The organism is Streptomyces sp. NPDC058697 (genome assembly GCF_042715345.1).
GTDB classification, from domain to species: Bacteria; Actinomycetota; Actinomycetes; order Streptomycetales; family Streptomycetaceae; genus Streptomyces; species Streptomyces liliifuscus.
This window is the reverse complement of sequence record NZ_JBHXSU010000014.1, coordinates 164,662-177,532: the sequence shown is the minus strand read 5'-3', so window position 1 is coordinate 177,532 and position 12,871 is coordinate 164,662. Positions and strand designations below refer to the sequence as shown.

10 protein-coding genes are annotated in these 12,871 nt (G+C 71.1%); 4 read left to right on the top strand and 6 right to left on the bottom strand.

Going from position 1 to position 12,871, the window contains the following annotated elements:
* Positions 1–106 precede the first annotated feature (106 nt).
* Positions 107–1,732, top strand: coding sequence for a PH domain-containing protein (locus tag ACFWXQ_RS29640; RefSeq protein ID WP_383935216.1), 1,626 nt, complete (start codon positions 107–109; stop codon positions 1,730–1,732).
* Here the strand turns inward: ACFWXQ_RS29640 and ACFWXQ_RS29635 are convergent.
* Positions 1,680–2,018, bottom strand: a complete 339-nt coding sequence (locus ACFWXQ_RS29635; protein WP_269647773.1) for a MerR family transcriptional regulator — start codon at positions 2,016–2,018, stop codon at positions 1,680–1,682. The genes ACFWXQ_RS29640 and ACFWXQ_RS29635 overlap by 53 nt on opposite strands.
* A 449-nt stretch (positions 2,019–2,467) precedes the next feature.
* On the opposite strand from ACFWXQ_RS29635, the gene ACFWXQ_RS29630 reads away from it, so the two are divergent.
* Positions 2,468–2,872 carry a hypothetical protein gene (locus ACFWXQ_RS29630; RefSeq protein ID WP_383935218.1) on the top strand — a complete coding sequence of 135 codons (405 nt, stop codon included), beginning with the start codon at positions 2,468–2,470 and terminating at the stop codon, positions 2,870–2,872.
* A 135-nt stretch (positions 2,873–3,007) separates the two neighbouring features.
* Here the strand turns inward: ACFWXQ_RS29630 and ACFWXQ_RS29625 are convergent, their stop codons facing one another.
* From ACFWXQ_RS29625 to ACFWXQ_RS29610, 4 genes are all read right to left on the bottom strand, one after another.
* The gene (locus tag ACFWXQ_RS29625; protein ID WP_383935220.1) at positions 3,008–3,355 is read right to left on the bottom strand and encodes an SCO5918 family protein; all 348 of its coding nucleotides are present in this window, start codon (positions 3,353–3,355) and stop codon (positions 3,008–3,010) included.
* Between the two features lie 215 nt (positions 3,356–3,570).
* Positions 3,571–5,088: a DEAD/DEAH box helicase gene (locus ACFWXQ_RS29620; protein ID WP_383935222.1), complete on the bottom strand. Its 1,518-nt coding sequence runs from the start codon at positions 5,086–5,088 to the stop codon at positions 3,571–3,573.
* A gap of 319 nt (positions 5,089–5,407) precedes the next feature.
* The gene (locus ACFWXQ_RS29615) at positions 5,408–5,611 is read right to left on the bottom strand and encodes a cold-shock protein (RefSeq protein ID WP_055611897.1); all 204 of its coding nucleotides are present in this window, start codon (positions 5,609–5,611) and stop codon (positions 5,408–5,410) included.
* Positions 5,612–5,948: 337 nt separating this feature from the next.
* A complete protein-coding gene (locus ACFWXQ_RS29610) occupies positions 5,949–7,559 on the bottom strand; it encodes an alpha/beta hydrolase (protein ID WP_383935467.1) in 1,611 nt (536 codons plus the stop codon).
* 332 nt (positions 7,560–7,891) lie between these two features.
* Between ACFWXQ_RS29610 and ACFWXQ_RS29605 the strand changes: the two genes are divergently transcribed.
* Complete coding sequence (locus ACFWXQ_RS29605) at positions 7,892–8,503, top strand: phosphoribosylanthranilate isomerase (protein ID WP_383935224.1); 612 nt, start codon at positions 7,892–7,894, stop codon at positions 8,501–8,503.
* Positions 8,504–8,674: 171 nt separating this feature from the next.
* On the opposite strand, the gene ACFWXQ_RS29600 is transcribed toward ACFWXQ_RS29605, so the two are convergent.
* On the bottom strand, positions 8,675–9,004 hold the full coding sequence (locus ACFWXQ_RS29600; protein ID WP_383935226.1) for an antibiotic biosynthesis monooxygenase family protein: 330 nt from the start codon (positions 9,002–9,004) through the stop codon (positions 8,675–8,677).
* A 278-nt stretch (positions 9,005–9,282) separates the two neighbouring features.
* Between ACFWXQ_RS29600 and ACFWXQ_RS29595 the strand changes: the two genes are divergently transcribed.
* A complete protein-coding gene (locus ACFWXQ_RS29595) occupies positions 9,283–12,687 on the top strand; it encodes a S8 family serine peptidase (protein ID WP_383935228.1) in 3,405 nt (1,134 codons plus the stop codon).
* Positions 12,688–12,871 lie beyond the last annotated feature (184 nt).

Sequence of the window (12,871 nt, the reverse complement as noted above, 5' to 3'; positions counted from 1 at the left end):
CCGGTCGCAGTGTCGGTGGTGTCGGTGGTTCGGCAGTGTCGGTGGTGTGGACACTGCCGAACCCGGGACAAGTGCGGGCGGACCGGGTGATGACAGGGTTCGGAGCATGACCGATGTCCGGGAAGTGAGCTGCCGTCCGCCGGGAAAGCGCGTCCTGTTGTTCTTCGCCGCGCTCTCGGCGGCCGGGGCGGCCGCCGTTCTGGTGCGGTGGGCGTACTCGGGTCCGGACGGATGGCTGGGCGGCGGTCTGCTTCTCGGGCTGCTGGGTGCCGGCGCGCTCCACAAGGCGACCGCCCGGGTGCGCGCCGACACGTACGGCGTGCACTCCTGGACCCTGCTGCGGCGCCGGAGCGTGCGCTGGGGCGACATCGCCGATCTGCGCGTACGCCTGAAGTACGCGAACACTCCCCGGGTCCAGGACACCCGTGCCATCAGCCTGTTGCTGCGCGACGGAGGCAGGCTGCTCCTTCCGCTGCCGCGGAGCTGGTCCCACGACGACCCGGACTTCGACGCGAAGCTGGACGCGTTCCGTGCGCTGCACCGGCTCCACGGGACACCGGAGTCGGACCACGTCCCCGTCGTCTCGTACCGCACCGCCGGGCGCGGGTGGGCCGGGTCGCTCGCCCTGTGCCTGCTGCTGCTCGGGGGCGCGGGGCTGGCCGCCTGGTTCGTGCCGGGCGCCGCGTCGGGGGAGCGGGCGTGGCGGTCGGCGACTCCGTGCACGGCCGCGACGCCCGCCGCGGAGCGCGAGGAGTGCCTGACCACCCTGACCGCCGTGATCGCGCGGACCGATGCCACCTGGTCCAGGAACAAGAGCAGTTGGCTGTACTTCGTCGACGGCCGGCCGATGGACCGGCTCGGGGTCTCGTCGGACGGCGCGAAGATATTCCGGCCCGGCGACGGCGTCGAACTGACCGTCTGGCGCGGTGAGGTGAGGGAGGTGGTCGGCGAGGGTCACGTCTACCGTCTGCACGTCGCCGCCTCCGGAGAACTGGCCGTCGTCGCGGCCGGGTGCCTGCTGGCCGCGGGCTACCCCGCCGCCCGGGTGCTGCTCCGGCTGCGCGGGCGCCGGCTGCCCGACGACGAGGTCCTTCCGTCGGCCCTGCCGTTCGCGGGCGCGCTCGTCGGTACGGCCCTGTGGCTGCTGCCGCTCTGCTACCTCCACCCCACGACCCTGCTCACCGATCCGGTGGCGATCACCTGGGCTGCCGCGGGCTCGGCGGCCACGGTGGTCTTCCTCGTATGGGCGTGGCGCGCAACCCGGGTCCGTACGCCCGGGGAGAACGACACCACGGGAGCGACGGGAGGAGTTGCGGGAGAAGTTACGGGAGCGACCGGGGGGTCCGCCGGGACGGGGAGCGCGGAGGACGACGTGTTCCTGGCAGCCCGGTTTCTGGAGCACACCGACTACAACCCGTACGGCTTCGGCACCCATGTCGTCCTCGGGGGCGGGCCGCTCGCGGTGACGCCCCACCCCGGTCCGGGCAGGTTCGCGGCGAAGCCGGTCCCGGTGGAGCGGCTCGCGGTCAAGGAGGTGCGGCGCGTCCGGGGCAGCGACGGCGACACCGTCCCCGGCGGCTGGCACATCGCCGAACTCGACGACGCGGGCAGCCCCGTACGTCTCGCGGCGGCCCCGGCCGACCTGGCCCGCATAGTCCGCGAACTGGCCGCCGACCCACTCAGGCGGGAGTCTCGGGTGTCTCCTTCGCGGCGCGGCGGTACTCGGCGTTGATCCGCTGCGCCTCCTCCAGCTGGTCCTCAAGGATGACGATGCGGCAGGCGGCCTCGACAGGGGTTCCCTGGTCGACGAGTTCGCGGGCGCGCGCGGCGATCCGTAGCTGGTAGCGGGAGTACCGCCGGTGTCCGCCTTCGGAGCGGAGCGGAGTGATCAGCCGTGCCTCGCCGATGGCCCGGAGGAAACCCGGGGTGGTGCCGAGCATCTCGGCTGCCCGGCCCATCGTGTACGCGGGGTAGTCGTCGTCGTCCAGACGACCGCTGAGCGGAGTATCTGCTGTCATGTCACCTCGTTGACGAACGCGTCGAGGGGCCCTGGCGCCGTACGGCACCAGGGCCCCGAAGGAAATTGAACACCATCTGTCGGCTCTACTGCTGCGCCGACCTTCTGTTTCCGCAGTCCGGCCCGGGAGACGGGCGGGTGTGCGGGGATCGCGAATGCGTGACCGTGGACCACCTTCCAATCCGGGGTCTTGCGGCACCCGGCCGGACAGTGCCCTGGCCGGGCGATCCTGATGGCGTGCGCTCCTTCGCTCTCGACCTTGTCTATGAGAGAAACCTTAATCACGGCGTAGGTCAATGTCTACTCTGGCGAAAGTAGATTTTGGTTCGCTCAAGGCGTAGGTATTCTGCGGTCCATGGTGACGACCGGTAACACCCGGTGACGTCGGGAGGCAGACGGGCGGGGCCGGGCGGGGGAGGCCGGGCGAGCCGCTGAATAGACTCGGCTTCCATGACGAACCCCGACCGGCTCCTCGTGGACATCTCCGCCCTCGTGGAGTCCGGGCAGAGCAATCAGATGTCGCTGACCGTGGTGGTCGGCGGTGCCGTCATCACCGGCCGGCTCGCTCCGGAAGCCGTGTGGAGGGAGCGGGTGTCGGAGGTCCTGAACGATTCGGACCGCCTGGGCCCGTTCTCCGCGGTCTTCGGCGCCGAGCCGGCAGCGGACGGCGGCCCCGAGAGCACCGAAGGCGGCGACCGCGGCGCCCACGGCGAGCCACCCGCGTATCTGCACTTCCACCTCGCCCGGATCCTGCAGGGCAACATCGGGATTCCCGAGACGGGCGGGATGTACCGCGTCGCGATCGAGGACGTCAGCGCCTGGACCGTGGGCGACGTCAGCTACTCCGACCACTGATACGCCGTACCCGACACGCTTCGCAAACAGCGATGAGGGCCCTGCCGACGCGCGTCGGCAGGGCCCTCATCGCTTGGTCCCGGTGTCAGCCGGGGAGTGCGTCCAGTACGTCCTGGTGTCGGTTCCCGTCGGCCGTCACAGGCCCAGGGGGGCCGGGGCCGCGGCCGGCTCCGGAGCCGGCGCCGGGCTGCCGAGCAGCGCCGACGCGGTCTGGAGCGGGGTGGCGGCGACCGGGGCGGGCTCGGGCGCGGGGCCGGCCTGGCAGGTGAAGCCGAGCCGGGTCATGGCCCGTACGACCTCTCCGCTGGTGAAGTCACGGCGGTCCTGCCGGGTGATGACCTCGCCCACCTGCTTGACGGGGTAGTGGCGGCGGCCGATGATCACGGACTCGCCCGTGATGGCCTCGGGCTTGACGCCCTTCATCGAGTCCAGGACCCCGCTCTTGTCGAGGTCGAACGGGAACCGGGCGATGACGCAGCGCATGATGCCTCACAGGGAAGGGAGGGGTGGGGAACGGGGAGGAGAAAGACGAGGGGGACCCGGGCCGACCGGGGTGGATCGGCGGGCGGGAGAGGGCGGGAGCGCCGGGCAGCGCCCCGCACACTCTCCCACTGCCCGCCGGGAGTGCGTACCGGGCGACGCCCGGACCGCTCTTCCGGCGAGCGACGGGAACGCGGGGGTGTGGGGGGTGTCAGGACCTAGGCCGCCGCACCGGCGGCGGACGGTCGCTGCGGTGTGCGGCGGGCCTCGCCGTTGGAGCGGCCCTTGCCGCCCGTACGGCCGCGGCGGCCCCGGGACGAGGTGGAGGCGCCGCGCCGCGGGCGGTCCGAGACCGGGGCGGTGATGACGACCGGCACGCCCGAGGGGGCCTGGGCGCCCGTGATGCGGTTCAACTCCGCCTCACCCGAACGCACTTGAGTGGTCTGCGGGGTGATGCCTGCGGCGGCCATCAGCCGGCTCATGTCGCGGCGCTGGTTGGGGGTCACCAGCGTGACGACGCTGCCGGACTCGCCCGCGCGGGCCGTACGGCCGCCGCGGTGCAGGTAGTCCTTGTGGTCGCTGGGCGGATCGACGTTCACGACCAGGTCGAGGTTGTCGACGTGGATGCCGCGGGCCGCGACGTTGGTCGCCACCAGCACCGTGACATGGCCGGTCTTGAACTGGGTCAGGGTCCGTGTGCGCTGCGGCTGGGACTTGCCGCCGTGCAGGGCCGCGGCCCGGACGCCGCTGTTCAGCAGGTGCTCGGTCAGCCGGTCCACCGCGTGCTTGGTGTCCAGGAACATGAGGACCCGGCCGTCGCGCGCCGCGATCTCGGTGGTCGTCCGGTGCTTGTCCGCGCCGTGCACGTGGAGGACGTGGTGCTCCATCGTGGTCACCGCGCCCTGGGACGGGTCGACGGAGTGGACGACCGGGTCGGAGAGGTAGCGGCGGACCAGCAGGTCGACGTTGCGGTCGAGCGTGGCCGAGAACAGCATCCGCTGGCCCTCGGGCCGTACCTGGTTGAGCAGTTCGGTGACCTGGGGCATGAAGCCCATGTCGGCCATCTGGTCGGCCTCGTCGAGGACGGTGATGGCGACCTGGCCGAGGCGGCAGTCGCCGCGCTCGATGAGGTCCTTGAGCCGGCCCGGCGTCGCGACGACGACCTCGGCACCGGCACGCAGCGCGCCCGCCTGCCGGCCGATCGGCATCCCGCCGACCACGGTGGCGAGCCGCAGCGACACGGAACGGGCGTACGGGGTGAGCGCGTCGGTGACCTGCTGCGCCAGCTCGCGGGTGGGTACGAGGACGAGCGCCAGCGGCTGCCTAGGCTCGGCGCGCAGGCCCGCCGTACGGGCGAGGAGCGCGAGTCCGAACGCGAGGGTCTTGCCCGAGCCGGTGCGGCCGCGGCCGAGTACGTCACGGCCCGCGAGGGAGTTCGGCAGGGTCGCCCCCTGGATCGGGAACGGCACGGTCACGCCCTCCCGGCCGAGCGCGGCCAGCAGCTGCGCCGGCATGTCGAGATCGGCGAACGCCTCGACGGCGGGCAGCGCGGGGGTGGTCGTCACCGGCAGTGCGAACTCGCCCTGCGGCGCGGACCGTTGACGGCTGCTGTAGCCGCCCTCGGAGCGGCGCGAGCCACCGGAGTAGCCGCCCCTTCCGGAGCCCGAGCCGCCCGTGCGGGTGGATCCTCCCGAACGGGTGCGGGAGAAGCGGTCGTTCGTGCGTGTGCGGTTCATGCGGAACCTTCCTTGATGAGGCACGTATCAAGGAATTCCCGCAGCAAATGAGCAGCGCAGAGAATTGCAAGAACGAGCCGAGGAGAATGGGGGGCCGAATAGGATCGGCGGGGAATGCTCGCGGGATACGTCGCTGAAGTGCCGGGCGATATTCCGGCGCTGGGGCCGGGTATTCCGTGTGGGAGGGTCCGGCAGTATGTCAACCGGAGCGTCGGTCCGAGCATTCCCGAGGAGCGGGTGGGAGCGGTTCTTCCGGAAAGCAGCGAGCTGGGGCCCGCACCCCAAGGTGCGGGCCCCAGCTGCGAAGTACGCGTCAGCGTCAGGCGGGAACGATGTTCTCGGCCGTCGGGCCCTTCTGGCCCTGGGCGATGTCGAAGGTGACCTTCTGGCCCTCCTGCAGCTCGCGGAAGCCCTGGGCGGCGATGTTCGAGTAGTGCGCGAAGACGTCGGCGCCGCCGCCGTCCTGCTCGATGAAGCCGAAGCCCTTTTCCGCGTTGAACCACTTCACGGTGCCTGCAGCCATGTTGAATCTCCTTCGGGGGTGCGTCGGAATCCACGACTTGTGAACTCCGAGTCGCGTGATGATCGCCCCGTCTTAAAGATTTCGGGAACCACAACTGCAACTGAGATCGAGAGTAGCACGCTGCGGTCGGGCATGTGCGGAGGATAATTCTGCTCTGCCTGTCGAGGAAGGAATGTTCATCGCGCGTCGTGTTCATTTCTTACTTCGCGGGCACAGATATTGACGCGCGAGGGGCGCCGGGCCGGGAAGGGCCCGACGCCCCGGGCGTCGATCGGTGTCGGCCGATGTCGGCGGACGGAGAACCGCGTCGTCGGTCAGCGGCGGTCCGCCGGGTGGCTCAGCGCAGCGAGCCGAGCCGGTCGAGGCGCTCGTTGACGCCGTTGCGGAGCTCGCCCAGCGTCGTGCCGGGCGGGGCCACCTTGGGCGTGACGGTCGGCGGCTGGGTCTCGTCCGCGCAGGTCGCGCCCTTGGCCGGGACCTTCAGGTCCACGAGGTAGGCCGTGACCGCGTCCGTCGCGCAGGCGCTGCGCCCGAAGGCGGTGTGTCCCTCCGCCTTGAACGTGAGCAGCGAGGCGTTGTCGAGCTGCCGGGACAGCGCGACCGCGTCCTGGTAGGGGGTGTCCGGGTCGCCGGTGGTGCCGAGGACGAGGATCGGCTTGGAGCCCTTGGCACGGTAGGAGCCGTCGTAGCGGCTGACGCGCTCGCCGGGCCACTGGGTGCAGGCCGTGGCGTGCTGGTGGTCGTAGGTCGGCGGGCCGAAGGCCATGGCCGGGCCGAGCAGCGGTGCCGCCTTGGCGTAGGCCGTGACGTTCCGCTGCAGCAGGGCCTGGTCACGCGGGTAGTCCCGGTCGACGCACTCGACGACCACGTTCGGCACGAGGAAGTCGAAGCTGCCCGGGGACGGCGGACGCAGCAGGAACGAGGTGTTGTCGCGCTGCTGGGCCTTGCGCAGGGCCTCGCCGAACGCGGGCCAGATGACCTTGCCCTCGTTGATGTTGAACATCAGCCGGTAGACCAGGGTGTAGCCGTTGGCCTTGCCGCCGTTGGCGGTCGTGACCGGGTTGGCGTCCAGGTCGCTCTTGAGCTTCTCGAACGCCGCCCGGGGGTCGCCGTCACCGAAGCCGCAGGTGGCCTGGTCGGCCTTGCACCAGTCGAGGAAGCGGCTCATCGCGCCGTCCAGGGCCAGGTACTGGGGCTTGTCGTAGGAGTACGGCTGGTTGGCGTAGTGCACCGGGTCGTACGCCCCGTCGAGCGCCAGGGCGCGCACCCGCTTGGGGAACAGGGCGGCATAGACCGTACCGATGTACGTGCCGAACGAGCGGCCGTAGTAGGTGAGTTGGTCCTCGCCCAGGGCCTGGCGCAGCAGGTCGATGTCACGGGCGACGTACTCGGTGCCGACGAACGGCAGCAGGCCGGCCGACTTGTCCGTGCAGGCCTGGTTGAACTCGGCGGCCTCGCGCAGGGCCGGGCCGAAGGCGTCGGGGCCCGGGGCGCCCTTCGCGTCGGTGACGGCCTTGGTGTACCGCGCGTCGTCCCAGCATTCGAGGGCCGAGCTGCGCGCGACGCCTCGTACGTCGTATCCGAAGACGTCGAACGAGTCGCGCAGGGCGGCCGGCAGGTCGTCGTAGTTGCCGCGGACGAAGTCCACGCCGGAGTTGCCCGGTCCGCCGGGCTGCATGAACAGCGTGCCCTTGCGCTTCGTCTGGTCGGCGGCCTTCTTGCGGATCACCGCCAGGGTGATCTTGCGGCCCTCGGGCGCCCGGTAGTCCAGGGGCACATCGGCGTTCGCGCATTCGAAGCCGCCCTGGCAGTCGGTCCAGGAGAGCGTCGGCACCGGCGGGGTCGGCAGCGGGACCGTCGAGGCGGTCGCTTTCGTCGTCGTCGCCGTCGGGTCCGCCTGGGCGGCGGTCGCCTGGGCCCCCGACCCGGCGACGACGAGTGCGGTCACCGCGGCCGCGGCGATTCTCAGGCGCGTGAGCCCCTTGCGCGCCCCGGTGCCGGACTCGCGTCTCGGCCGACGCGTCGAGCGGCCGTCCCGGCCTGGCAAGACATGATCGTGCGTTGTCACTGCGTGGTTCCCCTCGGGCTGGTGTGACACCAAGAACCCACTGGTCAATGTGAGTTCGGAGAATTTCTAGCTCAACCCGACGGGTAATGGCCAGAAAAGCGGATCATGTCGCCGCCGTTCGGCTGTGATCTCCACAACCGGCGGTGCCCGCCCCGGTACTGGAGGGGCACCCGGCGCCGCGCGACCGGCCCCGGATACGGCAGGCTGAAGGGGTGACCAGCTCCCTCTTCATCAAGATCTGTGGCCTGAAGACCGATCGGGACGTCGACACGGCCGTCGAGGCGGGCGCCGACGCCATCGGCTTCGTCTTCTCGGCCAGCCCGCGCCGCATCGACGCGGCCACGGCGGCGCGGCTGTGCGCCCGCGTGCCGGAGAACGTCCTGACGGTAGGCGTCTTCCGAGACGAGCCGTTGAGTGACGTCCGTTCCCTGGCCACGGACGCGGGCATCCGGGCCGTGCAACTCCACGGGCCCGAGAACCGCGACTACTACGACGACCTCGCGGCGGGCGGCTGGACGCTGATCCGCGCCGCGGCGTTCGGCGACCCCGCCCCGCGCCACGGCGACATGGGCGAGGACATCCTCCTCCTCGACGCCCCCGTACCCGGCTCCGGCACCGCCTGGGACTGGTCGACCAAACCCCTGGCCGGACCCGGGGAGAAATGGCTCCTCGCCGGCGGCCTCACCCCGGCCAACGTCCGCACAGCCGTCGACACGACCTCCCCCTGGGGCGTAGACGTCTCCAGCGGCGTGGAACAAACCCGCGGAGTCAAGGACCCCGCCCTCATTACGGCGTTCATCAGGGCTGCCCGCGGCCTGTCCTGAGGCGCGCGGCTTGCGACCGGTCCTGAGCCGGGCCGTCTGCGGCCGGTCCTGACTTGCGGCCCGCGACCGGTCCTGAACCGCCGCGCGCGCCCCCGGTCCTGAACCCTGCGGCCTGCCCCCCGTCCCGACTCGCCCCCCCGCAAGCGGCCCCGAACCAGGACCCCGTCCGCGTCAGTCCTGCTTGGGGGCTGCCTGCTGGACGACCTCGAAAGTCCACAGGGTTGAATCCGTTGCGGCGGGCTTGGGGCGCTCGGTGCCGGTGGTGGCGTTGTCGCGGTGTGCGGCCTGGCCGCGGCCGGACATCCAGTTCTGGAAGTCCTCCTCGGCGCGCCAGCGCGTGTAGACGAGGTAGGAGTCGGTGCCCTCGACCGGGCGCAGCAGCTCGAACCACTCGAACCCGTCCGAGCTGTCCACCGTCCCGGCGCGGGAGGCGAACCGCTTCTCCAGCGTCTCGCGCTGCTCTTCGGGAACCGTGAGTACGTTGATCTTGACGATGCTCATGCCTTCATTGTCCAGCAGCCATCGCGGTGGCCGATGGCGGGCCGCGCCCAACCCCGGCGCCCAACCCCGGCACCCAACCCCAACACGTCTCCTGACGTCCCGTCAGAAATTAATCGGATGTCTTGACAACCTGATGACAACCCGCCCCGTCTCTATGGCGAGTCGTTGGGCGTACGGGTGAGGCGTCGGGGGTTCCGGCGTCGCGGGACGGCTCCTGTCCGATGGTCCAAGTGTCAGGAGTTCAGGTGGAGTTACGTGCGAGACCCTTACGTTCCGTCGTGGCGGCAGGGGCGGTTTCGACCGTCCTTCTGCTGGCCGGTGTCCCGGCCGGGACGGCCCAGGCCGCGCCCGCGGGGGAGTCGGCCGACGGGCGTTCCGGGAGGACGGCCGAGGACGCGAGCGGCTTCGGCAAGGCCCAGAAGGTGAGGACGGTGACGCTGGTCACCGGCGACCGTGTCCGGCTGGACGGCGCCGGCAAGGTCATGGGGGTGGAGCGGGCGAAGGGCCGGGAGCGGGTTCCCTTCTCGGTCCGGGTGGTCGACGGACACACTCAAGTGGTGCCGGGCGACGCGCAGTTGCTGCTCGCGCAGGGCAAGCTGGACACCCGGCTGTTCGACGTGACCCAGCTGCTGGCGGACGGCTACGACGACACAGGCCGGTCCGACCTGCCGCTGATCGTCACGTTCCGCGGCAAGAAGGCGCCCTCGATGAGCCCGTTCACCGGGGCCGGTGCGCGGATCGGCCGGGCGCTTCCGGTCGTCAACGGCAAGGCGATACGCCCCGTGAAGCAGCGCGGCGCCGAGTTCTGGGAGGCCGTGACCGCCACCGGAGCCGCAGGCCAGGGCGACGGAACGACGGAGTTCACCGAATCGACCGCCGTCGAGAAACTGTGGCTGGACGGCAGGCGCAAGGCCAGCCTCGACAAGAGCGTCCCGCAGATCGGCGCGCCCACGGCCTGGGCCGCCGGGTTCGACGGCACCGGCACCAAGGTCGCCGTCCTGGACACCGGGATCGACACCACCCACGCCGACCTGGCGAGCCAGGTGATCGAGGAGCAAGACTTCTCCGGCTCCTCCGGCCCGGGTGACAAGTTCGGCCACGGCACCCACGTGGCGTCCATCACCGCCGGTACGGGAGCCAGGTCCGACGGCAAGTTCAAGGGCGTCGCCCCGGGTGCGAAGCTCCTGAACGGCAAGGTCCTGGACGACAACGGCTACGGCTCGGACTCCGGGATCATCGCGGGCATGGAGTGGGCGGTGGCGCAGGGCGCCGATGTCGTCAACCTCAGCCTCGGCGGCACGGACACGCCCGGTATCGACCCGATGGAGGAGACGGTCAACCGGCTCTCCGCCGAGTCGGACGCGCTCTTCGTCATCGCCGCGGGCAACGAGGGCGAGTTCGGCGAGGGCACCGTCGGCTCGCCCGGCAGCGCCGACGCCGCGCTCACCGTCGGCGCGGTCGACAAGGCCGACCAGCTCGCCAACTTCTCCAGCCGTGGCCCGCGCGTCGGCGACGGCGGGGTCAAGCCCGACCTGACCGCACCCGGTGCGGCCATCACGGCCGCCGCGGCCGCCGGGAGCGTCCTGGAGGGCGCGTACCCCTCCGGCATACCCGGCTACCTCACGATCGACGGCACCTCCATGGCGTCCCCGCACGTCGCGGGCGCCGCCGCCATCCTCGCCCAGCAGCACCCCGACTGGACCGGTGAGCGCCTCAAGGCGGTCCTCACGGGCTCCGCGAAGCCGGGCTCGTACAGCTCGTTCCAGCAGGGCACCGGCCGTACCGACGTGGTCCGGGCGATGGGGCAGGGCGTCGTCACCGAGCAGGGGCCGATCGACTTCGGCAAGCAGCAGTGGCCGCACAACGACGACGATCCGGCGACCAAGAAGCTGACGTACCGCAACCTCGGTACGGAGCCGGTCACCCTGGACCTGTCCGTCGACGCGTTCTCGGTGGACGGCAAGCCCGCGGCCGAGGGCATGTTCGCCGTGTCGCCGCGGCAGCTCACCGTCCCGGCGGGCGGCGAGGCGAGCGCCGACGTGACGGCGGACACCCGCGCCGGCAGTGCCGACGGCACCTTCGGCGGCTCGGTGCAGGCCACCTCGGCGGACGGCAAGATCCAGGTGCGTTCCGCCGTCGGCGTGGAGCGCGAGGTCGAGTCGTACGACCTGACGGTCAAGCACCTCGACGAGAACGGCGATCCGATCGGCGACGCCGCCACCCAGCTCGGCGGCATCCACAGCGACTTCTACGCCGACCTCGCCGACGAGCAGGACGGCGAGCTGACTGTGCGGGTGCCCAAGGGTGTCTACACCCTGAGCGGCGTGATCCATCCCTCGTACGACGCCGCCACGCACGCCGTGCTGGTGCAGCCGATGCTGAACCTGGACAAGGACACCACCGTCGCCGTCGACGCCCGGCAGGCGCGGCCGGTGGACATCACCGTGCCCGACGCGGCGGCGAAGAACACCGAGGCCACGGTCGTCTACACCTACGACCGGGGCGGTGAACTGAGCCCGGGCAACCTCCAGTTCCTGGTGCCGACCTTCCAGGGCACGCGGTTCGGGCAACTCGGACCCGACGAGTCCGCGGGCGACATGTCCGCCGTGTTCGCCGGCGACTGGACCCGCACGGACGACGCGGGCCGACCGGTCACCTACCACCTGGCCTGGAACCGCGCCGGCCGGCTGGACGGCTTCACCGCCGACGTCCGGCAGGACCAGCTCGCCAAGGTCGGCCTCCAGGTGGGCGTGCCCGTCGAGGGCCGGGGCGTCCAGGTCGAGGCGTCCGCGCACACGCCCGACGGGGACCTGATCTTCAGCTACGACGCCCTGCGGGCCGACCTGCCGCTGAGCACCACGGAGTACGTCCTCGACAACGACGTGAAGTGGTCCTTCCGCGCATGGCAGATGTTCGGCGAGGGCCGCGACAGGGTCTCGGAGAACTTCCTGATGCGGATGCCGAGGACCTGGCAGGCCGGACGGAGCTACACGGAGCGGTTCAACGTCGGCGTCTTCGGCCCGACCGCGCCCGCCGAGGGTGATCTCGGACCGGAGCGGGGACTTCCCGGAGTCGTGCGGTACGGCAATGTCATCAGGGCCTTCACACCGCTGTTCGGCGACGGCTCCGGCCACTGGGGCCTCAGTGACTACACCTCGGTGACGAGCTCGCTCCAGGCGGACGGCAAGGAGATCCCCGACGACTACGGCTACTCGCCGATCGACCTCACCGAGTACACCGTTCCGGCCCAGGACAGCGCGTACAAACTGACCGTGGACGCCTCACGCGATCCCGCGGTGTTCCCGGTCAGCACCCGGGTCCGGACGGAGTGGACCTTCCGCTCCGCCACCACCCCCGAGGACGGCACGACCGCGCTCCCGCTGTCGGTGGTCCGCTTCTCCCCCGACCTGAGCCTGTCCAGCACGGCGAAGGCGGGCAAACGGTTCGAGGTCCCCTTCACCGTCGAGGGCGCGGCCACCGGGCAGCGTCCCGCCAAGCTCGCCTTCGAGGTCTCGTACGACGGGGGCACCACCTGGCAGCCCACCAAGGCCGTCGGCGGCACCCACCTCTCCCTGAAGCACCCGGCACAGGCGGGCTCGGTCTCCCTCCGAGCCAAGCTGACGGACCAGGCCGGCAACACCCTGCTCCAGACGATCGAACGGGCCTACAACACCACCCTGTAACCCCGTAACCCACTGATTCACACACCCGGCCACGCCCGGGGCGGTGCCGCCACCGCCCCGGGCGCGGCTGTTCGTGAGGCGTACGTCGACTGGCGTAAATAAGGTGAAATGTGAAAATACAGGGCAGACCCAGGGGTGTGGAGTCTCGGGTGTCGAGGCGAAGCGTGCCCACGCGTCGAGAGCC

Excerpts from the sequence above, each read along its gene's own strand:
- ACFWXQ_RS29640 (WP_383935216.1), top strand. The coding sequence starts at position 107 with ATGACCGATGTCCGGGAAGTGAGCTGCCGTCCGCCGGGAAAGCGCGTC.
- ACFWXQ_RS29635 (WP_269647773.1), bottom strand. The coding sequence starts at position 2,018 with ATGACAGCAGATACTCCGCTCAGCGGTCGTCTGGACGACGACGACTAC.
- ACFWXQ_RS29630 (WP_383935218.1), top strand. The coding sequence starts at position 2,468 with ATGACGAACCCCGACCGGCTCCTCGTGGACATCTCCGCCCTCGTGGAG.
- ACFWXQ_RS29625 (WP_383935220.1), bottom strand. The coding sequence starts at position 3,355 with ATGCGCTGCGTCATCGCCCGGTTCCCGTTCGACCTCGACAAGAGCGGG.
- ACFWXQ_RS29620 (WP_383935222.1), bottom strand. The coding sequence starts at position 5,088 with ATGAACCGCACACGCACGAACGACCGCTTCTCCCGCACCCGTTCGGGA.
- ACFWXQ_RS29615 (WP_055611897.1), bottom strand. The coding sequence starts at position 5,611 with ATGGCTGCAGGCACCGTGAAGTGGTTCAACGCGGAAAAGGGCTTCGGC.
- ACFWXQ_RS29600 (WP_383935226.1), bottom strand. The coding sequence starts at position 9,004 with ATGAGCATCGTCAAGATCAACGTACTCACGGTTCCCGAAGAGCAGCGC.